Source organism: Halobacteriovorax sp. RT-2-6 (genome assembly GCF_047085025.1).
GTDB lineage: Bacteria > Bdellovibrionota > Bacteriovoracia > Bacteriovoracales > Bacteriovoracaceae > Halobacteriovorax_A.
In genome coordinates this window covers 126,902-150,548 of the sequence record NZ_JBKIYH010000001.1, presented here as the reverse complement: position 1 = coordinate 150,548, position 23,647 = coordinate 126,902, and the positions used below count along the sequence as shown (strand labels likewise).

General features: G+C 37.1%; 26 protein-coding genes. 8 read left to right on the top strand and 18 right to left on the bottom strand.

Annotation, left to right across the window (positions count from 1 at the left end; translation table 11 throughout):
• Positions 1-77: 77 nt before the first annotated feature.
• Positions 78-767, top strand: a complete 690-nt coding sequence (locus ACMAYS_RS00740; protein ID WP_103217085.1) for a hypothetical protein — start codon at positions 78-80, stop codon at positions 765-767.
• A gap of 416 nt (positions 768-1,183) precedes the next feature.
• Here the strand turns inward: ACMAYS_RS00740 and ACMAYS_RS00735 are convergent, their stop codons facing one another.
• Entirely contained in the window at positions 1,184-2,770 is a 1,587-nt protein-coding gene (locus tag ACMAYS_RS00735) for a hypothetical protein (protein WP_392992126.1), read from the bottom strand.
• 367 nt (positions 2,771-3,137) lie between these two features.
• Here ACMAYS_RS00735 and ACMAYS_RS00730 point away from each other — a divergent pair, with 367 nt between their 5' ends.
• The 3 genes from ACMAYS_RS00730 to ACMAYS_RS00720 all read left to right on the top strand — a co-directional run bounded on the left by ACMAYS_RS00730 (position 3,138) and on the right by ACMAYS_RS00720 (position 5,653).
• Positions 3,138-3,773, top strand: coding sequence for a MarC family protein (locus tag ACMAYS_RS00730; protein WP_103217083.1), 636 nt, complete (start codon positions 3,138-3,140; stop codon positions 3,771-3,773).
• Between the two features lie 68 nt (positions 3,774-3,841).
• A complete protein-coding gene (locus ACMAYS_RS00725) occupies positions 3,842-5,179 on the top strand; it encodes a D-alanyl-D-alanine carboxypeptidase (RefSeq protein WP_412462539.1) in 1,338 nt (445 codons plus the stop codon).
• The gene (locus tag ACMAYS_RS00720; RefSeq protein WP_392992128.1) at positions 5,180-5,653 is read left to right on the top strand and encodes an ankyrin repeat domain-containing protein; all 474 of its coding nucleotides are present in this window, start codon (positions 5,180-5,182) and stop codon (positions 5,651-5,653) included. It abuts the gene before it with no gap.
• Positions 5,654-5,989: 336 nt separating this feature from the next.
• On the opposite strand, the gene ACMAYS_RS00715 is transcribed toward ACMAYS_RS00720, so the two are convergent.
• The 7 genes from ACMAYS_RS00715 to cdaA all read right to left on the bottom strand — a co-directional run bounded on the left by ACMAYS_RS00715 (position 5,990) and on the right by cdaA (position 12,428).
• Positions 5,990-7,144: a cysteine desulfurase family protein gene (locus ACMAYS_RS00715; protein WP_412462538.1), complete on the bottom strand. Its 1,155-nt coding sequence runs from the start codon at positions 7,142-7,144 to the stop codon at positions 5,990-5,992.
• On the bottom strand, positions 7,128-7,688 hold the full coding sequence (locus tag ACMAYS_RS00710; RefSeq protein ID WP_392992130.1) for an Rrf2 family transcriptional regulator: 561 nt from the start codon (positions 7,686-7,688) through the stop codon (positions 7,128-7,130). Before ACMAYS_RS00710 ends, ACMAYS_RS00715 begins: the two co-directional genes overlap by 17 nt.
• Positions 7,689-8,026: 338 nt before the next feature.
• Positions 8,027-8,482, bottom strand: coding sequence for a tRNA (adenosine(37)-N6)-threonylcarbamoyltransferase complex ATPase subunit type 1 TsaE (gene tsaE / locus ACMAYS_RS00705; protein ID WP_158246807.1), 456 nt, complete (start codon positions 8,480-8,482; stop codon positions 8,027-8,029).
• 80 nt (positions 8,483-8,562) lie between these two features.
• Positions 8,563-9,327 carry a pyridoxine 5'-phosphate synthase gene (locus tag ACMAYS_RS00700; protein ID WP_103217077.1) on the bottom strand — a complete coding sequence of 255 codons (765 nt, stop codon included), beginning with the start codon at positions 9,325-9,327 and terminating at the stop codon, positions 8,563-8,565.
• Entirely contained in the window at positions 9,327-10,691 is a 1,365-nt protein-coding gene (glmM, locus tag ACMAYS_RS00695; protein ID WP_103217076.1) for a phosphoglucosamine mutase, read from the bottom strand. Before glmM ends, ACMAYS_RS00700 begins: the two co-directional genes overlap by 1 nt.
• Positions 10,691-11,623, bottom strand: a complete 933-nt coding sequence (locus tag ACMAYS_RS00690) for a YbbR-like domain-containing protein (protein ID WP_103217075.1) — start codon at positions 11,621-11,623, stop codon at positions 10,691-10,693. Before ACMAYS_RS00690 ends, glmM begins: the two co-directional genes overlap by 1 nt.
• A 1-nt stretch (position 11,624) precedes the next feature.
• On the bottom strand, positions 11,625-12,428 hold the full coding sequence (cdaA, locus tag ACMAYS_RS00685; protein ID WP_103217074.1) for a diadenylate cyclase CdaA: 804 nt from the start codon (positions 12,426-12,428) through the stop codon (positions 11,625-11,627).
• A gap of 43 nt (positions 12,429-12,471) precedes the next feature.
• On the opposite strand from cdaA, the gene ACMAYS_RS00680 reads away from it, so the two are divergent.
• Complete coding sequence (locus ACMAYS_RS00680; RefSeq protein ID WP_393022082.1) at positions 12,472-12,891, top strand: secondary thiamine-phosphate synthase enzyme YjbQ; 420 nt, start codon at positions 12,472-12,474, stop codon at positions 12,889-12,891.
• A 170-nt stretch (positions 12,892-13,061) separates the two neighbouring features.
• Here the strand turns inward: ACMAYS_RS00680 and rplT are convergent, their stop codons facing one another.
• From rplT to ACMAYS_RS00635, 9 genes are all read right to left on the bottom strand, one after another.
• Complete coding sequence (rplT, locus tag ACMAYS_RS00675) at positions 13,062-13,406, bottom strand: 50S ribosomal protein L20 (RefSeq protein WP_103217072.1); 345 nt, start codon at positions 13,404-13,406, stop codon at positions 13,062-13,064.
• Positions 13,407-13,544: 138 nt separating this feature from the next.
• Positions 13,545-13,742: a 50S ribosomal protein L35 gene (gene rpmI / locus ACMAYS_RS00670; RefSeq protein ID WP_021267185.1), complete on the bottom strand. Its 198-nt coding sequence runs from the start codon at positions 13,740-13,742 to the stop codon at positions 13,545-13,547.
• 198 nt (positions 13,743-13,940) lie between these two features.
• Positions 13,941-14,492, bottom strand: coding sequence for a translation initiation factor IF-3 (gene infC, locus ACMAYS_RS00665; protein ID WP_103217071.1), 552 nt, complete (start codon positions 14,490-14,492; stop codon positions 13,941-13,943).
• A gap of 116 nt (positions 14,493-14,608) precedes the next feature.
• On the bottom strand, positions 14,609-15,022 hold the full coding sequence (locus ACMAYS_RS00660; protein WP_103217070.1) for a hypothetical protein: 414 nt from the start codon (positions 15,020-15,022) through the stop codon (positions 14,609-14,611).
• A gap of 3 nt (positions 15,023-15,025) precedes the next feature.
• Positions 15,026-15,928 carry a cation diffusion facilitator family transporter gene (locus ACMAYS_RS00655; protein WP_392992134.1) on the bottom strand — a complete coding sequence of 301 codons (903 nt, stop codon included), beginning with the start codon at positions 15,926-15,928 and terminating at the stop codon, positions 15,026-15,028.
• A 12-nt stretch (positions 15,929-15,940) separates the two neighbouring features.
• Entirely contained in the window at positions 15,941-17,725 is a 1,785-nt protein-coding gene (locus tag ACMAYS_RS00650) for a glycerol-3-phosphate acyltransferase (protein WP_103217068.1), read from the bottom strand.
• A 32-nt stretch (positions 17,726-17,757) separates the two neighbouring features.
• Entirely contained in the window at positions 17,758-18,819 is a 1,062-nt protein-coding gene (locus tag ACMAYS_RS00645; RefSeq protein ID WP_103217067.1) for a guanosine monophosphate reductase, read from the bottom strand.
• Positions 18,820-18,922: 103 nt separating this feature from the next.
• Positions 18,923-20,044 carry a PQQ-binding-like beta-propeller repeat protein gene (locus ACMAYS_RS00640; RefSeq protein WP_412462537.1) on the bottom strand — a complete coding sequence of 374 codons (1,122 nt, stop codon included), beginning with the start codon at positions 20,042-20,044 and terminating at the stop codon, positions 18,923-18,925.
• A 4-nt stretch (positions 20,045-20,048) separates the two neighbouring features.
• Positions 20,049-20,711: a YfgM family protein gene (locus ACMAYS_RS00635; RefSeq protein ID WP_392992139.1), complete on the bottom strand. Its 663-nt coding sequence runs from the start codon at positions 20,709-20,711 to the stop codon at positions 20,049-20,051.
• 121 nt (positions 20,712-20,832) lie between these two features.
• Between ACMAYS_RS00635 and ACMAYS_RS00630 the strand changes: the two genes are divergently transcribed.
• The 3 genes from ACMAYS_RS00630 to ACMAYS_RS00620 all read left to right on the top strand — a co-directional run bounded on the left by ACMAYS_RS00630 (position 20,833) and on the right by ACMAYS_RS00620 (position 22,818).
• Positions 20,833-21,312, top strand: coding sequence for a hypothetical protein (locus ACMAYS_RS00630; RefSeq protein ID WP_103217064.1), 480 nt, complete (start codon positions 20,833-20,835; stop codon positions 21,310-21,312).
• A 15-nt stretch (positions 21,313-21,327) separates the two neighbouring features.
• Positions 21,328-22,095, top strand: coding sequence for a hypothetical protein (locus tag ACMAYS_RS00625; RefSeq protein ID WP_103217063.1), 768 nt, complete (start codon positions 21,328-21,330; stop codon positions 22,093-22,095).
• Positions 22,096-22,443: 348 nt separating this feature from the next.
• Positions 22,444-22,818 (top strand): DoxX family protein, encoded by a 375-nt coding sequence (locus tag ACMAYS_RS00620; RefSeq protein ID WP_233189693.1) that lies wholly within the window; start codon positions 22,444-22,446, stop codon positions 22,816-22,818.
• Here ACMAYS_RS00620 and ACMAYS_RS00615 read toward each other — a convergent pair.
• Complete coding sequence (locus ACMAYS_RS00615) at positions 22,808-23,638, bottom strand: NAD(P)H-hydrate dehydratase (RefSeq protein WP_412462536.1); 831 nt, start codon at positions 23,636-23,638, stop codon at positions 22,808-22,810. The genes ACMAYS_RS00620 and ACMAYS_RS00615 overlap by 11 nt on opposite strands.
• Positions 23,639-23,647: the final 9 nt, after the last annotated feature.

Here is a 23,647-nt window from a genome sequence, read left to right as displayed (position 1 = left end):
ATTTTTGACAAACGTGTTGACAAAAAATGACCTAATTCTTAAAAAATCTTTCGCACAAAATAAAAGGAATAAACTGAATGTCTTCACAACTTAGCAAACAAGACCTATATGAGTCTGTTAAAACCCTTGTCGAAAGCGACGCGTCACGAATCCACTTAGGTCAACATAAATTATATACGCTATTTAGTGTGGCGTTCCAATATATGTTATTTAAGTCTACGAAGGAAGCTGGTGCCTATATTATCCGTGTCCAAGACGCAAAACTGGCCCAAAAACTTGCTCGAAAATCAAAAGATGAATCAACGCGTAAATTCCTTACGCAATTGCAAATTCCAAGAAAGATCAAGTATGGAAAATCAACTTTCTACTTAGACTTCTTTAATATTGCTAGTTGGAATATCACTAGAGATTTAAACCCGGCCAATATCAAGGGATCTCTAATCGTACGCGATACTAGTGAAGAATCTCCTGCTAAACAAATCATGGCCCTCCAAGCAGAAGCAGCAATGAATGAGGCCATTCTTGAAGGACACGAAGAAGCGAAAGTCGATATCCCTGAGCTACCAGAAGACTTTTACTTCACACACCTTGTTGATGCTTCACCAAAGAATATTTTAATTGCATTTGATGAGGTCATGGAAGAAGGCCTGTTGAATGAGTATAACTTTGAAGCAATCAACTTCCCTTTTATTAAGAAAGAAATCCAAAAAACGATCTCTGGTGTCACAATCTCGAAAGACCTTGATTGGGACGCTATTGATGAATAGGCGCGGCATTGATTGCCCAAAGGCAATCTATTGGACGCGCCGATAGCGCACGTCGCCTGAAATGAAATATATCTTCAACAAGCCGGGTTCAAGCCCGGCTTTGTTGCCTAAGCGCTGACTAATGGGAAAGTAAACGAATAAAAGAAACGATATTTTCACGAAGTGAAAATGAGTAAAGGACCTTTCTCATATAACCGAATCACGCGAGCTTCGCTCTTTGATTCTTGAATAACATTCATCTGTACTTCAAAACTGCCCCTTAGGGCACTTTTGCCGCACGATGTGTTGCCTAAGCGCTGACTAATGGGAAAGCAATCGAATAGAAAAAGCGCCATTTTTCACGAAGTGAAAAATAAGCAACATTTCATAAAACAATTCATAAAACAAAATAAACCAAACTCCAAAACCAGCTCCCCCTAATTCAACCCACTAGTATTCGGATTAAAGTATTGATCCACACTAAAGTCATAAGGACGCACAACTGACATCCCATCAAGTAGGCCAACGATATATCGAGCATATCCCTGTGCTGCATTCCCACCTGAAATATCTGCCATAATATCGGCCAAATCGACCTGTGTGAGAACTTGTGTACCGGCCAGCGTTCCGTCTGACTGCAACACCGTTAACATCATTGCAGCATCATTTACCAAATAGACAAAGGTTCCTGGTGTAGTCGATCGGTACGCACTATAAGACGTATAGAGATTGATTTGAGTAATATTTGGATCAGTACTAAATGGATAGATTATATTATCAATTTCTGTAACCACTGAGTCCTTGATTTTAACAAACATATGTTTATCACCATCATCAGTATGATCATACTTAAGATAACTTATTGCCCCGTTACTATTGTCATAATTAATTTGACTCGTTCTAAGAATCTCTACAGGAACAGACATTTCATGAATTTGACTCGGAGCCTGTGATGATATCGCTCCAGAAGTTTCATAAATATAGGCCGTATAGTCAGTCGCTGCAGTAGGGTCTACATCAACAACATCAGCAAAGTAGATTTTTCCTCCATCCTCACCTAGAAAATCTGCCGATCTCGTATAAAGCCTAGACTCTGCAACTTGAGTATCTGTATTGATGCAAGTGAGATACTTAGTTGAAGAAACAGACAGCTTAAAACAGAAATAGGAATCATTAGATACGACCTGTGCTTCATTAAAGGTTGCAGAAGTCATTGATGCCGGAAGAGATGTAACTTCAGAAATAACTTCATCTGCTCCCATTTGATAAATTGTCTGATTTGTTTGTGAAAAGATATAGAGATTATTATTAGCAACGCTAAACCTACGAGGATCAAGCCCAGAAGCTCCAGCAATATAATCATCAACCATTTTCGTTCCACTAACTGTTCCATCTGTAACCCATAACTCAGGTCCATTGACAGCGTCGCCACCTTTAAAATACATCTTATTATTAAAGAGGACATTTCGTTCCCTGATATTTAAAGTACTATAGTAAGTATTTGAAACAGTTTTTAGCATCTTAGTTCCAGCAACTGTCGTATCAGTCACCCAAAGATCATAAGTTGTGGCAGTAGACTTGATGATAAAAAAGAGCTGATTTCCAACTCGATTGACAAAGATTGGATCAGACTGTGTATCACCAAAACCAGGAATTGTTGCCAGAACATTAAAGTTATTACTCTTATCAATTAGAATGATGTCGTAATTAGGAGAATTAAAACCAGCTACAATCATTCCATTAGAAAATGTGTAGTGATTTCCTACTGAGTCAGTAGCCTGCGTGTCTGGATTAGTCATCTTTGAATAAGCAAAGCTAGCATTAGGGACTTGAACCGTGTCAGCTGCTAGTCCGTAGCTTAGATAAACTTCATTACCAGATCCAGTATCGTTAATCATTAAGAATGAAAAATCTGATGTTGTAATAACCTTTCCAACTCCATCTCCAGAGGAAGGGGCCGGCTTATCATCATCAAAATTAAAATCGACATGGGAAACACAAGAAGTTAAAAAAAGGACAGACAAAAGAAAAATTAGATAATTAATAAATACCTCAGCAAATGAACATGTTATTTCTTTATCGAACTAAAACAAAAACACTTTAAGAAAATATATTTTTTTTCATTTCGAGATGTTTAGAAAACATTATTTATTTTCATTGTTTATGTACTATTAGATGGTTGAGGCACAACTCTAAACTTTAGCTCAAGAGAGTTATTAAGGTGTCTTTTAGGTTCATAACCGAATCACGCGAGCTGCGCTCTTTGATTCTTAAGTCACATACATCAGTGAGTCAAAACTGCCCGTTGGGGCACTTTTGCCACACGATGCTGCAGATGACGCTAACAAAAAACTAACTTGAATAATCCATGAAAGTAGTCATAATGAACCAATGGAATCTAGTATCATGGCCTCTTTCTTTATTGCTTTAATCTCAGTTGTAAATCCTATTGGTGCCCTGCCAATGTTTATGTCATTGACTCAAAACTTGTCTGAGACACAAAGAAGAAGCATGGTTCGAGTTTGCTCGATTGCTGTTTTTGTCACACTTGTAGTTTCTCTTTTTATTGGAGAAAAAATTCTTAGCTTCTTTGGAATTTCGATTGCCTCATTTACAGTTGGTGGAGGGATTCTTATTTTTTCCATGGCAACTTCCATGATCAATGCCAAAGATGTTGAATCAAAGCTAACACAAGATGAAATTGATGATGATGAAATCCGTGAGATAGGAATTGTCCCCTTGGCCATTCCTCTGCTAGCAGGTCCAGGAGCTATTTCAACGACAATTATCTACGCGCAAAAATTAGATTCTCCAATTGACTGGGCCCTTAGTATTCCAATTATCTTTGTTAGTGTCCTAGCTATTTATGTTGTTCTTATTAATGCAAATCGTATTAGTCAAAAAGTAGGAACGCTTGGAGTAAACGTAACAACACGAATTATGGGGCTAATTCTACTGGCCATGTCAATTCAGATGATCACTCATGGACTTTCAAATATTCTCCCTATCTTAAAAGCAAAGCTCTAGCTCGATAAATAACACAGAGCGCTCCCCTTTCTTGACCGACTTATTCTAATTCTTTAGAATTAAACTTCATGTTTATTATTAAGTATTTACTCCCACTATTCTTAACTTTTACCAGTGTCTTTGGAGCTAATCACGACACTATCGAAAAGAAATGGTTATCACTATCTAAAGAGTTCAACTTAAATCCAAATGAGCACGGTTTTTGTTATATGTACCAAGGTGAAATCTTTGGAACAACAGCACACTTAAAAAGCCGACTTGCTTCAACGACAAAGCCCATAACTTCACTAATGGCACTCGAAACTCTAGGGCCAAATTTTCAATATGAAACAAAAGTGATTTCTGATGGAGAAAATATCCATCTTGAAGGAGCAAATGATGGAATGTTTAGTGAAGAAAAAATCTTCTACTTAATCGCTGCCCTCAATGCAAATGGAATCGTTAAACTCAACACCATAAGCTTTGATGCTAATACTCCTATTTTTGCAATTGCCCTAAGGCCTTATATGAGTATGAGCGAAGCCTGGTATTCGAAAGAATATAACATCGAACAGCTTAAAGAATACTTTAACCTTGATAACAATAAGAAAATAAAAACAAGACTTAAAGAGTTTTTAAAAAATACCAAAGAAGAAAGACTTAAAGAACTAGGTCTTCCTTTAAAAGTATCGGCCTATAGAATGACTGTCGATAATGTTGTGTATTCCGCAGCGAATCCTATTAAAGACATCAAAAAAACTTACTTAGTTCAATCTCCTAAGCTTCTAACTTATCTAAAGTTTCAAAACTCAGTTTCTCACAATTGGCTCTCTGACATAACTTATAAAAGTTATGGAGCTCAAGAATACTCAAAGTGGTATCTTCAAAATCTTATTGAAGAAAAACTTGGTAATGATTACTTTCAAAAAAGAATTGGGTTTAACGATACTGAAGAAAATACTTATCTTTATACAGGATCAGGCCTGGATTCAAAAATAGATGGGAAGCGCGTCGACAACTATGCAACTTGCGCTATTGTAATTAGCTCTTACCAGGAACTAGAAAATAACTTGAATCAAAGTGGCCATAAGCTTGAACAAGTCCTACCTATTGCAGGAATTGATATTGGGACTCTATCGAAAAGATTAAACTCTCAAAGAAACTTAGGCTCTATCCTTGCAAAGACAGGCACTCTTATGAATACCAAGTCTTTGGCAGGTAAATTGTCGACAAAGTCAGGAGCGATCTACTTCGGCTTTTTTCATCAAGTCTTTAAATCAAATGGACAAGATCAGTACAATGCTAAGATAGTTCAAGATCTTATGACAGAGTTTTTGATTGAAGAATTCGCAGGTGCAAAGAAAATAACAAACTACACCAAACCACAATCTTTCCTGCCTCTAGAAGGACCAATAGAAGAGTTATAAATGAACAAATCAGTTATCCCCATCGTCGTAATACTTTTGGCCCTTGCTACTTATATCTCAAAAGAGAGCACACAGTCTGTTCAAAACAAATACGATGAACCGGCCCCGATAAACGCAATTGAATCACAAATCGTTCACAAAAGAGCAGCTCTTACACGAAAAGCTCCTAAGGCCTTGAAAGAAAACAAAGAAGCTAATCACATCCTAATGGCCGCACTTGCAGATGAGCGCGAGGACTTAGTTATAGAAGCTCTAAACAAGGGAGCAAACCCAAATATCATCTTTAACAATAGACGTTTTACAATGGCGATGGACAAGAGCTTAAATTGTAACCCCACTGTTCTAAAAGCTCTTATTGATGCAGGAGCAGACCTAAAGATAAAAGACACTCACGGAAGAAGCGCTCTTGACTATGCAAAAAGAAATGGCAATGAAGATTGTATCAAAATTCTAAACGACTCAGGTGCGATCTAAAGAAAAAAATTGGGCCTTGGTTTTTACTTTAAAGAAGAAAAGATAGGATTTTAGAACAAGAGAAAAAAACAGATTCCTGTTTTTCAGCATGGCCGGTAGAAGTGTTATTGGGACTCTTTTTAAAGAACCAAGGCCGTCCAACCATTGATACTATTAATAAAGCAATGATCGTGCCAACTTTTGAATAATATCCAAAGACATCAATTTCAATAAAATCAAACACTTATTACTGGAGTAAAAAGGTCACTGAGGTCAAAATGAACTCGTTACAGTAAATACAAAAGAGCCCAAAGTGCACACTGCGCCGCATCGTTCGTATATCTTTTAAATAAAGAATTAAGATAGAAATTTTGTTAGAACAGGTTCTAATTTTGAAATAATCGGGGCCGCTTCTTCTGAAAATGGAGATAAAGAAAATCGAATAACATTAGTTGCTGCCTCATCACTGAGTTCATACGCCTTTGCAACTCGTGATGGTTTAATGATTCCAGATGCACAAGCAGAACCACTAGAAGCACAGATTCCGGCCATATCTAGGGCCATCATAACAGTATTAATATTCTTATCATGGACACTAAAGAAAATAGTTGTCGCATTTCTCTTCTTTGCCTTGGCACCGATAAGAGTAATTCTTTCACCAAATTTTTCAAGAAGCCACGTTTCAAGCTCATCTTTTACTTTTTGAGCTCGCTCAATATTTAAGTGTGACAGATTGTAATCAAGAGCGAGATTAATTGTATGAACACTAAAAGCATTCTCAGTTCCTGAGCGCATTGCCTTTTGCTGACCACCACCACGAATAAGTGGAGTCCAACTCGCATCCTTTGAAACAAGTGTAAAGCCTACACCTTTAAGAGCACCAAATTTGTGTCCAGAAAAAGTATAGTAATCAAGTCCTAGGGTAAGCTCATTCCAATCTTTGATTTTTCCAACAACTTGTACACAATCAACATGAACACAAGCGCCTGTCTCATCTTTGATTTTTAAAACATCGGCCAGATCCCACACGACACCATTCTCATTATTCACATAAGTGAAATTAATGAGCTTCTCTCCTTCAAGCTCGTTTAGAGCTTGTATTACTTCTTGTCTATCAAAGTCGCCTCCATGTGTTTTTAACACGTGAAAAGTACCACCAAGAAGCTCTACATGTTCTCTTTGATTCACCATACTCGAATGATCAACATCAAAGCAGAATACGTGGAATTTTGATTTAAGCTTTAGAGCATTAAAGCAAAAACCTTTTACTACACTATTGATTGCCTCTGTGGCACCTGAGTGAAAAAAAACATCGTAGCTTGTCGCATTGAAAGTATCTTGAATCTTTTTGATTGTTTGATTAATGAGAGATTTTGACTTCTTTCCTACCTGGTGAATCGAAGCTGGATTACCAAAGTAGACGGCCCCCTTGCAAAGCCAATCTTGGACTGGTTTAACTAAGGGGGCCGTAGCATTATAATCTAAGTAGAGATAATTATTGATTAATTTCACCTAAACCTGATCTGATTCCTGAAGCGTACTCGCTAAATGCACTTTCATTTGAAGTGTTTTGAGTAGCTGCTTCTACTGTTTGAGTAGCTTGTTCATTAGAAGCTTCTTCACCTCTAACTTCTGACTCAACTTCACCAGATTTTCTTACAAGGTCACCTAAAGAAGTAGTTGTTAGGTATTCGCTCATAATGAAACCAAGGTTTTGAAAGTAATTCTTAGACAGGTGGAATTCAACAGTGCTAGCTTGCTCTGCTTCTGTTCCTAGGATGTCTTTTGCTGGGTTGATATTTTCACCAACACATTCAAGTACATCTTTAATTGTAATTTCTTCCATCGAACGAGCAAGAACATAACCACCACCTGGTCCTCTTACTGACTTAACAGCTTGGCCATTTCTAAGCTTTCTGAAAAGTTGCTCAAGGTAGTGAAGTGAAATGTTTTGTCTTTCTGAAATTTCCTGAAGTCTTACAGGGTTTCCGTTGCTGTGAGTAGTTAGGTCAAGCATTGCTCTAACTGCGTAGCGTCCTTTCGAAGTGAGTCTCATTGGTCTTCCTCCATAAATCCAAATGTTAAATAAAAAAATAGTTTTAAACTTAAAGCAAATAAATTGTGTGCTAATTTAGGACTCGCATTCCGTGCTATCCTTTCTGTTGAAAGATTTATTCCGTTAAAATCTTTCTTCCTAAATATTATGTCAGCCCACAAGTCTTAAAGTCAACTTGATTTAATCAATTATTATAAAAAAATATTTTTTCTTTACTGGAGACAATGATGGAGCACAAAATATCAATAATATCTATATGTTAGGGAATTATTCAACTGCGATGACAAGATATGCCAAACAGAGTTAATCGGTTATTTCTGCCCACTTGTTAGAAGATGTTAAAAAATAATTTTCTTTAAAAAATAATTACGAGATGCACTTTCTTCATCATCTTTCTTGTCATTGGCCTCAATGCTTAGTTGAAAATAATTGAAGTCATCAGAAAGTTCACGGTAAATATCTCTGATATAGTCCTTGCCCCACTCAACAAGAAAGTATTTTTTCTCATCGAGGTACATTGCAAGTTCAAGATGAATGATCTCTTCTGGCGAATCAAGACGATAGAAGTCTGCATGGACAACATCGCCGCAATCATTGATAAGGGAATATGTTGGAGAACCTGACTTGTCTTCACCTAAGAAGACGTTAGTGAATGTTGTCTTTCCCGCGCCAACTGCTCCATCTAAAATCACAACAGATGGCTCATTTAACGACTCTTTTAGTTCGACAATAATATTTGAAATATCACTTTGGTATACTTTTTTCCAATGCCTAACATCTTGATAGTCAAACAACAGGTGCTCCTTAGAATTAATTGCTTAGATATTTATTTTCCACGATAAAAATCAATTAGCAATCAAAGGCAAACCATACCTTACTTAACTGGATGGTTTCTAAACAAATTTAACATATCTCTAGTAACATTAGAGATTCCACTAAATACAGCTTGAGACACAATCCAGTGACCAATATTATATTCAGCAAAAAGACCTTGCTCAAGAAGAGGTCTTACACTCTCCATTGTTAATCCGTGGCCAGCATGGAAAGCAACACCTGTCCCCTCTAGAACTTTAAAACAATCAACATAGTTATTAAGATGAGGATTAAGATCTCCTTCTTTTAGGAAGTCGATAGCATATGCTCCCGTATGAATTTCAACAGCATCTGCTTTTAATTCGATGGCCTTCTTCATTACATCTGTCGAGGCTTCAACAAAAAGAGAGATTTTTGTTTTTGGAGAATGCTCTCTTAGGTATGACATAGTTTGTGATACTTTATCAAAATTAGCTGCAGAAAGATCTAGTCCACCTTCTGTTGTCTTCTCTTCTCTTTTTTCTGGAACAAGACAGATCCAATCTGGTTTAAAATCAGCTGCAATTTCAACAATCTCTTTAGCACAGCCAATTTCAAGATTTAATGGTTTTTCAAAACGCTTTGTTACGGCCATAACACTTGTTAAGTCCGTATCTTGAATATGTCTTCTGTCTTCACGTAAGTGAATAGTAATTTGATCAGCACCGGCCATTAAAACATCTTGAGCGGCGTTTGCAACACTTGGGTAGCCTTCATCTCTTTGTTGTCTAAGAGTTGCTACGTGGTCAATATTTACACCAAGTCTTGGAATCATTTTATCAGTCATTATGCAATTTCCTTTTTAAGAGCGCTCACAAGACGATCACAAACTGTATTGATCTTATCTTCACAACGTCCTTCAACCATAACACGTGCTAGAGGTTCAGTTCCTGAGTATCGGAAAATCACACGTCCTTCTTCACCTAATTCTTCTTCACAGGCCTTAAGTTCTGCTGCAAATGTAGGCATTTCTTCAACCTTCTTCTTTTGAGAAACAGATACGTTCTTTAAAACTTGTGGATATAATTCTACTTCTTGAGACAGTTCATTAATTGATTTCTTAAAGAAATAAGTGGCCTCAATTGACTTAAGAGCTGCAAGAGTCCCGTCTCCAGTAGTTGCATGCTCTAGAAAAATAATATGCCCAGATGGTTCACCACCAAGAAGAGCATTTTCACTTCTCATATACTCCATAATATAGCGATCACCAACTGCTGTACGATGAAATTTAAGACCTAACTTCTTAAGGTAGTTCTCAAGCCCAAGGTTAGACATAATCGTTCCAACAACAGTGTCACCTTTTTTAAGCTTGCCTTGCTCAAGTAAAAGCTTCGCAAAAATTCCAATCAGCTTATCACCTTTAATAAGTCCACCGTCTTTATCTATTACTTGAATACGATCAGCATCACCATCAAGACAAAATCCCATATCTGCACGAAGCTTTACTACTTCTTGACTTGCAAGAGCAGGGTGTAAGCTTCCACAATTTAAATTAATATTTTGGCCATTTGGATTTACACCTAATGGAAAAACTTCTGCACCTAACTCACTCATGACAAGAGGAGCAACTTTATAGCTAGCACCATTTGCACAATCCACAACCACACGCATACCACTTAGGTCACACTCTTCATCAATTGCTGACTTAACGTGAACAACGTAGCGGCCTTCAACACCTTCAAGTCTTTTTGCACGACCGATTTCGGCACCAACTTTTGGTGGAATAAGTTTAGGATTAAGAACTAACTCTTCAAGCTCTAACTCAACTTCGTCTGGAAGCTTGAATCCGTGGGCATCAAATAACTTAATACCATTATCATCGTAATCATTATGTGAAGCTGAAATCATAACACCAGCATCCGCTCTCATAGAAGTTGTCACAAAAGCAACACCAGGAGTTGGAAGAGGTCCAGTAAAAATCACTCGTCCACCTTGAGATAATACACCTGCCGAAAAAGCTTGCTCAATCATATAACAGCTTAGTCTTGTATCTTTACCAACGATAATTAGAGGTGTTTTCTTATTCTTATTCTTTTTTTGAAAATAGAAAGTTACTGCACGTCCAAGTGCTGTCGCAATTTCAGGAACCATTGGATAAATATTTGCTTTACCTCTAATTCCATCAGTTCCAAATAGTTTTCTTTCAGTCATTATCTACTCACTTTAATTATTTCTGGATGAATTTTTAATAAATGAACGTCCTCAGGAAGCTCGGCCCTTAGACGAATATCTGCACTTCTTCCCATATCAGAAGGAATTTCTGCATAAACCTTAACTTCGCTTGCCTTTATATCATCTCTACCAGTAGTTAGTACATCTAAAGAGACCTTTCTTATGCGAGAACGAAATTTCATATTAGGCGCAATAAATAAAATTGGGATATTCTTTAACGTGAGATTAGCTTTTTGTGGCCTAATATCATACTTAAACGAAAGAGTGTCATTCTCACCGTAACGAAGAAACTCTGGAAGATCTTCAAGTTGAATCGGAACTTCCCCTTGACCAGATAACTCCGATAGATCAATTAGGCGTGTTTTCACCTGCCCCACATTTCTCATGATATCACGTGCTCCCTCAATCTTAACTTGATTACGACTAAGAGATGAAGAAATGAGCTTTAATTCCTTAGGTAAGTTATTCATGTAATTTACCTTAATAGGAACATTCTTATAAATTAATTTATCTAGCTTGATGGCTATATGCTTTGGCTTAATATCCACAACCTCAACACCAAAAGGAACAATTAAATCCGTTTCGCTAATCGAATATTTTACTTGTTTCGTTGTGCGATTAACTTTCATTTTCTTAAGGTCAACTTGAAGCTTCAAGTGATCATCGCCATGAAAGTCTTTTAGGAACGCACGAGCTCCCTTTAATGTCACATGAATTTCGTGAGCAGACACTGAAGTAACATCCATACTTGTTGCTGGAAGTACTTCTAGGTTATAGATTCTTTCAGTTGTAATTGGCTCCGAGTTTACAACATAGAACCAAAGAAAAATTGCAAGAATAATACTCAGTAGAGTTAGTAGCTGATTTTGAATTAATTCAAATAAATTATTGCTTTTAATTTTCTTTAACATCTTATACCTGCCCTACGATTTGAGATTGTAGATCAAGTCTCTTGCCTGCCCACGCCTTCTTAAGCATCATACGTAGCTCATTCTCGTTATGAGAATAGAAGAACTGGCCATTAATACACAGTTTAATCTTTCCGGTTTCTTCACTTACAATTATAACAATGGCATCTGATACTTCTGAAACACCAAGAGCTGCACGGTGGCGAGTTCCGAAGTGGCGATCAATTTCAATATTCTTAGATAATGGCAAGAAACAACCTGCGGCCAGAAGTTTTCCATCTCTTAAAATAATGGCACCATCATGAAGAGGCGAAATTGTTTGGAAGATAGAATAGATTAAGTCTGAATGAATCGTTGCATCGATAATTGTTCCAGTATCGATATAGTTTTGTAGACCGTTTTTTCTTTCAATGACAAGAAGAGCACCTGTTCTCTCTTTAGAAAGGGCCGTTACACTCTTAATTACCTCTTCGATGTCATAGTTAACAGGAGAGCGATCAAAGAAGTTAAACATCTTTCTTCCCGTACCAACTGTTGCAAGAGCAGCACGAAGCTGGTCTTGAAAGATAACGATGAAAATAATGAAGATATAATCAAAGAAGTGCTCAAGGATCCAATTTACCGTGTAGAGATTGTACTTAATCCCAAGAGTATAGAGGATAGCGAGAAAAACCATACCAAGTAATACCTGAATGGCCCTTGTCCCTTTTACGATCTTTAGAACCTGATAGATCATCAGGGCGACAATGCCCATGTCGAAAAAATCTTTAATGCTTAATTGCTTTAGAAGCGTTGAAAATAATGTCATAATATATAAACTGCTAAATATTTAAAATGTTAGGAGTTTAATGATGCCTATAAAAACGCAGATAGTAAACACATCAGGTGAAGGCTTTTACGACATAACGGCCCAGATGCGACAATGCTTAGAAGAACTCAACCCTAGTGATGAAGATGGTATCCTAGTGTGTCAAATACAACACACCAGTGCTGCGCTATGTATAAACGAGGCTTTTGACCCAAGTGCAAAAGTTGATATGGAAAACTTCCTCAAGCATCTGGCCCCAAGAAGCCTCTCTTTTATCACTCATACAGCTGAAGGGCCTGATGACTCACCTTCTCACATGAAGTCAATTCTTATGCAAACTTCCCTTACGATGATTATTGAAAATGGTGAACTTGATATTGGCCGATGGTCTGGAATTTATCTTTGTGAATTCAGAGATGCTCCTCATACGAGGAAAGTGAAAGTTAAATTCATGAAAGGATAGAGTTAAGTGAGTATGCGAGGCCTGTTTCCGACTCGTCCCATCCTGGGACTCCCTGGACTTTATGCTTCATCTGCTCCTGCAGATGCCGCAAAAAGACAAAGGCCTCAAAAATGAGGCCCAAGCACTATATAGTTTTGTTTGTGTTTTATTAAATCAAATAGTTTAATGAATTATTTTGTTGATTCGTAGATTGCTTTGAATCCGTCGAAATCTCTTGCAGCGATTTCAGCAAGCATCTTTCTGTTGATTTCAACATTGTTCTTCTTAAGCTGTCCCATGAACTTTGAATAAGAAGTACCAAGAAGCTTAGCAGCTGCAGAAATACGTACGATCCAAAGTCTTCTCATATCTCTTTTAAGAAGTCTTCTACCGATGTATCTGTAGTGTAATGCTCTTTTTACTGTTTCAGAAGCGTGATAGTACTTTTGTCTTCTAGAAAAGTGAAACCCTTTTGCTAGTTTTAAGACTTTATTTCTTCTCGCTCTTGCTTTAAAACCTCTTCTAACTCTAGACATAATTTACTCCATTTTTTTGACGTTTGGGGACCAAGCTAATGGTTCTTTCGTTCTTTCCCAAAAATCAGGTTAAAAAAACAATTTTGTCGATTTAAAGTTTCGACCAACTCAATCTTTTTTTTGAATCGCTTGCGCTAATTAAGCGTAAGGTAGACATCTCTTTACACGAGCAACATCTGAAGCGTGTACGTAGTCAGTTTTACCTGCTCTCTTCTTCGCATCAGTTGGCTTCTTTTCAAGAATGTGTCTTAGGTTAGCTCTTTTTCTTTTGAACTTACCGTTACCTACTGGCTTAAATCTTTTAGCAACAGCTCTTCTAGTCTTCATTTTTGGCATTTTTTACTCCTTGAATTTTACTCACTCGAAAGCAAGTTGAGAATTCAACAAAATACAACAAAACTATAAGTGCATATTTTTAACAGCTTCAAGCTATTAATGCAAAGGATTATTTAAAATAAGTGAAAAAATATCGGGTACTTAGACAGAATAAATGGAATGTGCCTGAAGTAATATCAGGCACTTATAAAAGAATTATTATTTTTTCTTTCCTGGAGCGACGATTGTGATAATTCTATTACCCATCATCTTAATTGGAGACTCAATAACTCCATCAGCTTCTTCGCATACGCCATTAAGAATCGCTTCAAATTTCTCTTTTCCCATGTCCTTATAGGCCATTTCACGACCTCTAAATTGCATAACAAATTTAACCTTGTCACCACCCTCTAAGAACTTATAGGCTCTCTTAAGTTTAGTCTCAAGATCGTGTGCTTCAATATTTGGACGAAGTTGAATTTCTTTTAGCTGAACCTTGGCCTGCTTCTTCTTAGCTTCTGCAGCTTTCTTTTGAAGAGCATATTTATACTTTCCGTAGTCCATTAGCTTTACAACTGGTGGTTTAGCTGTTGGAGCAATCTCAATTAAGTCGACACCAAGTTCTTCCGCAATTTCACGTGCTCTATCAATAGATACAACTCCGTACTGCTCTTCATCACTCATTAATCGACATTCAGAAATTCTAATTTGCTCGTTAATTCTTGGGCCTCTTTCTTTTTTAACCCTTCCACCTTTAAAATTGTTGCTAATAAATCACCTCCGGAAATAAACCAATTATTAGCGAATTAGTTATTTTCAATAATTTCAATTCTAATATCTAGCTATTAGGATTGCAAACATAACAAAAAATATACCCACAGTATACATTATTGAATGAGATATTTCTCATAAAATGACAGATATTGCCCGCCGTGAGACGTAATTCTTATAAAATACTCTTCAGATAAGCAAAGATCAGTATATAAATTCTTAATTCTTTCGAATTCCTTTAGTTTTTCGATACCAAACTCAGTACTCTCAACTTCACCAGAATGAAGATCAAAGCTTTCTAGGTATTTATCCTTAAGATTACCTATCATTGGAACACCAACACGAAAGTTTTTAAGCTCTTTATCAGCAAAAACAAAGATCTCGTCACTTTTGAAATGAATCAGCTGTCCATGAACAATTAGTGCCATCAGCTTTGCAGCAGATGAAAATAATTTCGTAAAATCTTCTTCCCACGGACCGATTGCAAGTCTAATATTTCCAACTTTTCTCTTGTTTATTTTATTTCTCATCTTCTAATCCTTATGACCTTCATCATCTGGCTCCATGTGGATCAGTATATCGATATCGCGACAATAATCCTTTAGCATCAACCTAAGTCGATCTTCTACTGTGTGAGCTATATCATGGGCCTGACTCAGTGATAAGTCAGGTTCGAGTAACAAGTGAAAATCAATTTGCATCCACGTAGAATTTCCACGTGCTCGAAAATTGTGAATATCTCGAACATATTTAATATCCTCAAGTGAAGAAATGTACTTATCTTTTAATATAGGAGCTACATCTAAAAGGTCATTTAAATTTTCTAAAGTTATTTGAATACCAAGGTAAATCAAATATAAAATAATCAATCCACCGACAATATAGTCAATAATGTAAATTTTAAAATATGCAGCAATAATTGATATGAGAACACCAAAGCTGATAATCATATCGCCAAAGGTGTGATTACTATCTGCAGTTAATATTTGAGAATTAAGCTCACGCCCTTTTCTACCTTCGTAGGTCGAAACTCCAAAACTCATTGCCATTGAAATAAGAATTGATAAAACAGGAACAAGTCCGAATTGTCCGTACTTAGTTTGTGTACCAAGAATAAGATCATGGTAATCAAGCCCTAATTTAATTGCAGAGCCAAAAAGCATGAAAGCAATGATTAATGCCCCAATATTTTCAAATTTATGGTGGCCATAATTATGTCTGCGATCTCGTGGTTTTGAAGCAAGTGCTATAGTCACGATGCCTAGGAGATTTGAAGTTCCATCAAAGATAGATTCAATACCTGAAGAACGTAGAGATATAAAATTAAACTCGATTCCAGCAAGAATCTTAATTAGAGCGACAATTAAATTTAAAAAGAAAGTAATAATTAAAACCTTCTTTATTTCTTTTTCTCTCTTAGATAGCTCTAAATGCAAAAGATCTCCTATTTAGACAACTTTAAAATTTAATTTTAGTTGGTCTTTCAATGTCTTTTCTGTTGATTCAATAAAATCATCAAGTTTTGTTCTATCAGCAATTACATAAGAATTATCTTCGTAACCAAGAACACCAATTTGCTCAAAATAAGTCAGAGCAGTTTTCATAAGCTCAACATTCTGACTTTCCGCAAAGCGGATAATGCGCTGACTTTGAATTTCGGCCTTAAATACTTCAACAAAACGCTTCATATAGTCTGCCGACTTAAAGTGATCCACACCATCTTTTTGAAAACTCTCAAGTGTTAGTGCTGATACAAAATAAGCTTCGTTAATATAAGTTAGGCTTCGAGCAAAAAGGCTAAGTTTTGAAGCAACTTCATATAGGTCTTTATTTGTGAATTCGATGGCATCTTGAAGATTTGTAATATCTCTGCCAACGGCGTTACTTAAAATGCGTAATGTCTTTGCATAGTATTCTTTGACAGTTGGAAGATAGAATTCCATCTTAAGCATATCTCGTTGTTTAACAAAGAATGCTTTAAGATCATCAACATTATCAATTTCGCCGCTGAAGACATTAAACCACGCTAGTGAAATCGTCCAAGGAATGATGAAATGATGAACAATCGTATTTTTAAAGAATAAAAGTTCGCCGCGACAATTCTTTTTAATCGCATAAAAAAGAGATGTTCCTTCACTTTGTCCAATAACATCAACTTTATTATTACCAATAAGAATATCCATAGCGCGACCTATAGAATCTTCTAATTTATTTGCCTTTAGACCTTCCGTAAAAGGAATATCATAACGCTTACAATATTCTAAAATAGCTTGTGCTTTTAAAATAATATCATTCCACTTTAAGGCACCACTTGGCTCATCAAGTAAGATTAAAACCAAGAGATTTGTTGGTGTGATTACCATTTGGTCACCAACACTTCTGAAACACTTGAAAGCAAGCTCTCTCACGTTAACTTTGTTTTCATGCTCATCATCAAGTTTATGTGCATATTGTGGTTTTCCAAGAGAGATATGAATTTTTCCAAACTGATAGGCCATAAGTTTAAAAAGACCAAAAAGTTGCCCTGTTGATTCCTTAACCTTCTTGCCACCCATCATCTCTTTAGCTAATGCTTTTTGTTCCGGTACATATTCATGTGCGATACTTACAGGAACGAAGGCAAGACCTTTTTCTTTCGCATCTGGAAGATGCGAGTGGGCCTCAAGTAGCATTTGATATAGCCCATACTTTGGAGGTCTAAGTTTTCCAGATCTTGTTCTTCCACCTTCAAAGAAGAATTCGATGGGCTCCTTACGCTTTAACAACGCAAAGAGATACGCTTCCATTGTAAATTTATAGAGAATATCATTTTGGAAACTTCTTCTAATGAAGAAACAACCTGACTTTCTAAAAATCTTTCCAATTGGAAAAATATTTAAGTTATCACCACCAGCAACATAGAGCATTCGTTTATATTCTTTAAAGAATTTATAATTGATAGCAATGTAGTCAGCGTGAGATTGGTGATTGGGAACTAGAACAACACTGGCCTCTTCCAAGAGTGCCTTAAGGTCGGTTCCATTTTCATTGAAACTCACCCCATCGTATAAACGAGGAAGAGTTGCATCGAAAAACTTGGCCATCGACTTTAGGTAAGATGGAGAATAATCTGCTCGCATTTCATTAAAGTTAGCAACAACCTTCTTCTTAGTTTGTTCAGGGTTATCACTTTCTTCAATTCTTTTAATAAGTTTTGGATAACTTAATAAATCGTCAAGAATAGTATTTTCCATAATCGATGACCTTATCGTCTTTTTTAAATTTATTAGTGTTTACCGTGTGGTTTACTTTCGGCCATACCAGATGAAGACATTTCCATAAATAGTGCTGCTTCACTCATGTTTGCAAGTTTATCAACACCTAGGTAAGTCATTCCAGATCGAATACCACCAGTTAATTCATTGATAATATTTTCAACTGGTCCCTTACAAGGAATCATTGTATCAACACCTTCTGCGGCCATGCCTTTAGGAAGCTCTCCACGCCATGAAACTTGAGCGGCCTTAGACGCCATCCCACGATATTCTTTCATACCACCCTTAACTTCACCTGGAGTTTCAAGTGCACCAGATAAGAGAGATCCGGCCATACATGAGCTAGCTCCAGCGCAAAGGGCCTTTACCATGTCACCTGAGTTCTTAAGTCCACCATCGGCAATAACAGGTATTCCCGCTTTTTGGGCCTCAGCAACACACATTGCAACAGCTGTTAACTGAGGAACACCATGTCCTGTGATGATTCTTGTTGTACACATACTTCCTGGTCCAATACCAACCTTTACAGCATCTGCACCCTTATCAATCATGCGTTTAACACCATCTGGAGTCGCAACGTTACCAGCGATAACGTCAATTTGAGGATAGTTCTTTTTAATATACTCAAGAACCTCCATCATCATAATAGAGTCACCATGAGCGATATCAACGGTAAGAATTTCAACACCAAGTGCAGCTAAAAGATCTGCTCTTTTCATCCCCTCTTCCTTAACACCAACAGAAGCAGCAATAGGTAGAGTAATCGAGTGTTCCTTAAAATATTTTTGGATCGCCTTTACATCCTCAACTTGTTGTTCAGGTGACATGAAGCGATGAAGAATTCCAACACCACCAAGACGACCAATTTCCATGGCCATCTCTGGCCCAGTAATTGTGTCCATATTGGCCGCAATAATTGGAATATCAATAGTATGATTCTTAGTAATTTTTGTTTTTAAATCAGTATGTCTTCGAGAAGAGATTTCAGAATATCTCGGAACTAATAATACATCGTCAAAAGTAAGACCTTTACCACGACTTAGAATACCATTTGATTTGAATGTTAAATCCATTACTCTCCCCTGAAATTAGAAACTTGTGTGTGTTATAACGAGCAAATAATAACATTGTCGAAATAACACGCACAAGGTAATTTTTAGAGTTTATGTCTTGGATTTATTTGAAGGTGTACAGACGAAATCGCGATGAAATAAATGCGATAAAATCTTCGTCCTGTGTCATATTTCCAAATACTGCTGAATAAGCAGATCCTAGATCAAATCGTTGAGAAATTTGCCCACGAGAATCGATATAGTATACAGTTTTTCCAACTGTCGTTACAACAAGTCCATCTTTCCAAGCAGCTAGAGAAGAGATTGCAACATCATCAACCTTAACTCTTTTAACTTCATTAAAAGTTGAATCGATATAAACGACTTCACCATTAACACTACCGAAAGCAGCAAGCTTTCCACCATCAATTAGAACGCCTTTACGATTAGACTGAAAACCTAGCTTCTTAAAAAGAACCCCAGATTTCTGATCAATAACTTCCATTTTATCGTCAACAGATCCTACAATAATTTTGGAATTAAAGATTGTTGGCCTCATATCGACATCAACAAATTTCTGTCCAGTACTCATACGTCTTTCCCAAAGAACTTGTCCTTCTTCTAGTGAGAAACAAATGAAATAGCCGTCAGCAAAGCCTGCATAAACCTTGTTACCAGAAATTAAAGCAGTCGATGTTCTTTGTACTGTTGAGTAGTAAGGAACTGATCTTTTATAAGACCAAATGACTCTCCCAGTATAGGCATCAATATTAAATAGCTTATGATTTCTTGTATGGATAAAGAGTCTTCCGTTATGAACAATTGGAGTTGAGTCAACACCTGCGTCTAAGTCAAACTCGTATGCCAACTCACCTTTGTTTAGATCGTAAGCATAAACACGGCCTGTATTGTCTCCAAAAATCAAAAGATTCTCGTAAACAATAGGTGCACTTGTCATTTGTCCTTTAATATTTAAAGTCCAAAGGAGTCTACCTGATTCAACATTATATGCATTAAAGTGGCCACGGCCATCAGCTGCAAATAACTGTCCATCATGGATTAAGGGAGATGCTAATGAAATTGGAAGATTTCCACTTTCATATCTTGGCTCTAAATTCTTTGCCCAAGCAAGTGTTAGCGGCTTTTTTTCTAGCTTATCAGCAGAAATTTTAGTCTTAACACCATTTAGTGTTGAACAAGAAGTAAGAAGAATGGCCACTGTTGTGGCCGTTAGAATTTTTATCATAGAATTACTTAATTTTTGCTAAATAGCTCTTCGCTAGTGATTTGTAGACGTTTTGAGTAGTTAATGTAAGAACTTTTTCAAAATGAGCTTTGGCCTGTGCCATATCATTTTTAAGAAAGTACATACGTCCTAAGTCTAACTCTACACGTCCCATTGTTAGGTTATTTTCATTATTCTTAAGTTCAGTTAATGAAGCAATTGCACCATCAATATCATTTAAGTCTTCTTGAACTACGGCCTTTCTTAAGTTTACAAAGTAAGACTGTAGAGAGTTTACCGGCTGCATCTTCGTAAGAATTTCAAATGCAATCTTATTTTCACCTTTATTTGTAAGGTAATCAACAGCAAGTAAGCTAGTTGCGAAAGAAGCCGAAGTACCTGCAAAGTCATTTAGAAGCAGCCCAAGTTCTGCACTCATTGCACTCGCATCAAGTCCACCTTCTTGATATTTTTTTAATGACCCTTGCTCAAATTGATAAAAAGCAGTTGCGGCCTTTTCATTTGTTTGTGCTTTTGTGTAAGAAAAGATTCCGTATCCACCAATAGCAGCTACAACTAATAGAATCAGTCCTAGAAATAAAGCTTTGTTTTGAGCGATAAACGCTCCAAGCTCAGTTGAATTTAATTCAGAATTAAGGCCTTCATTTGGCGCTACCTGTGTTGTCATCCATTACCCTCTGGTTAAAAATTTTTATCATTTTAATAAAGAACATTGAAAGTTGTCAAAAATACATGAGTATTGTTAAAATATATTTACTCATAATTAGGAAAAAGGAAAATTACGCACCATGAAAAGGATTTCACTAGTAATAGCAGCTTTTATCATCTCACTAAACACTTTCGCACTAGAGCGTGTTGGACGGCTGGGGATTGGTTTCTCTAATACAGTTAACAATGATATCCCATCGTTGTCGATTAAAGTTCAACGCAGTACAACGTTCGCATATGGCGCCATTTTTGGTGTAAATACGGCGGAAAATGGTGGCTGGCACGGTGGTGTGCGCCTCTACCGCAATATCTTTGATGAACCATACTTAACTTTCTATGCTGTTGGTGCAGCTGTTCTCTTGAATAACAAAACACCGGGACAAGATTCAGACTCAGGTTTTCAAGGAGACCTAGGCTTTGGAACAGAGTTTTCGTTTCAGGGAGTGGATAGCATTGGCCTTAGTGCAGAATTTGGTATTCGCTTTGAGAATATCGACGAGTTTGAAGTGACAACAATGGGTGAACACTTTATCACAGCAGGTTTTCACTTCTACCTATAAAATACGGACAATTTAATGTTTAAAAATAAAATTATTTTCTTCATCACACTTTTTTGCCTGCAAGGCCTATCTCTTGCCCAAGAGGGAATGGTCGGTGCTGATGATGACCTAAATATTGGTGGAGATATCTTCTCTGATTTCAATGAAGACCTTGAAGAATCTCAAATTTATGAAGACGAACGCTATTATAAATATGGGCGCTTCTTCTCTTTCTCAATGGCAATCGGTTTTACAACTTGGACAGGAAACCGTGGAATGTTATATGAAGACCTTCCTCCTACTTTTGGTTTAACAATCCAATATTTTTCTGATTTTCAATCGGCCTGGAATATAGGTTTTGCTTATTCAAAACACAATATTACACTGACGTATCCAACTCAGGGGATCCAGCAGTTTCCAACTTCTGTTGATATCTCAATGCTTAGATTTTATTTTGGTTACCGCTATTATATTGATACATCAAATTTAGGAACCGCCATCACTTATTCAAATCCTTACTTAACAGCTCGATTTGAATATTGGTATGAGCAGGAAAAAATCTCAAATCAAGACGGTGAAGTTGAAGACTCTTACGGAGGGGTCGGTATCGCTCTTGGTGGAGGACTTGAATTCCCAATTAAAATAAAAGAATCATACGTAAATGTTGAGGCACTTGTTCACTCAGTTGCTCTTCAAGATGTACGTACAATCAAATATGCCCCAGCAACGAAGGGTGGTCCAGGCGTGAGTGATCTGACTGGTTTTGCATTCACGCTGATGGTTGGATATGTTTGGAATTGGTAGCGCATCCGCTGCAAAATGATTAATAATCATTTTGAGCGGTGCGTGCGCAGTCGTCTGAAATGACGTAGTAACATTAATCTCAACGAGCTTTAGCGAGTTGATGATTGCAAAGCGCAAACTTAATATGCACCATTTTGAGCGGTGCGTGCGCAGTTGTCTGAAATGACGTAGTAACATTAATCTCAACGAGCTTTAGCGAGTTGATGATTGCAAAGCGCAAACTTAATATGCACCATTTTGAGCGGTGCGTGCGCAGTCGTCTGAAATGACGTAGTAACATTAATCTCAACGAGCTTTAGCGAGTTGATAAAAATAGAACACAAAATAATGCATAACAAGGACAGTTAAATGAACAGATTGAACTCAGACTTAGGTTGGCTTGTACTTAGAGTTTCAACAGCACTAATGATGCTTTTAGCACATGGCTGGGGCAAGCTTGCTAACTTCACAACACTACTAACAAAATTCCCTGACCCAATTGGACTGGGGATTCCATTTTCACTTACAGCAACAGTTTTTGCAGAAGTTTTCTGCCAGGCCTTCATTATCGTTGGTATCAAAACTCGTTGGTTTGCAGCTATTTCTGCTGTAACAATGTTAGTTGCTGCTTTTGTAATACATGGAAATGATCCATTTGCTTCAAAAGAAAAAGCACTACTTTATGCAGTAGCGTATATCGCTATTTTCTTTTCAAACGGTGGGAAGTACTCAGTTAAAGCATAACTTTTCTAATATAGGGGAAGAGGTCACTGGCCACACTTCCCCTTATTCCTTCTTCACTTTCATATAATATATCGGCAGCACGGCCATGTACCCAGACACCAAGACAAGCTGCTTCTTCAAGACTAAGTCCCTGCGCTATAAAGCTGCCTATTATGCCGGCCAAGATATCCCCTGTTCCGGCCATTGCTAAAACGGGATTTCCTGTTTTATTAACATATACTTCATTTTGTGAGGAGACTAAGGAATCATGACCTTTTAGTACACATACATTTGAAAACTTCATTATTTTTTTTACACTTGAAAGTCTATGCTTTGAAATTTCTTCTCTCGGTACATTAAGTAGTCTTGCTGCCTCTCCTTCATGAGGAGTAATAATAGAATTAACAAGCTTCATAGTACTTTGTGCCTGAGATAAGAACCAAAGAGCATCCGCATCAACAACTTTTTTTAGATTAAGATGACAAAAGTGATCCCACATAAATTTGCCCCATTCATCTCGCCCAAGACCAGGGCCAAGAACAACACACGATGCCTTTTCCAAAATTGCGCTAGCATGAGCTAGTCCTCTATCATTAGCATCAATTCCACGTACCATGATTTCTGGTCGAGCTGAAATGATACCTGATACACTTGCTTTTCGTGTTAAAACACTGACCATCCCGGCACCTGAACGAAGCGCCCCTTCAGCAGCAAGCCTGGCAGCACCAGCATAACCAAGATTTCCACCAATAATGACAACATGGCCAAAGCTATACTTATTAGCGCTCGTATTCATTACAGGAAGTTTTCTAAATAGAGAGAAAGGAAAATCACTACTCATACCTTCACT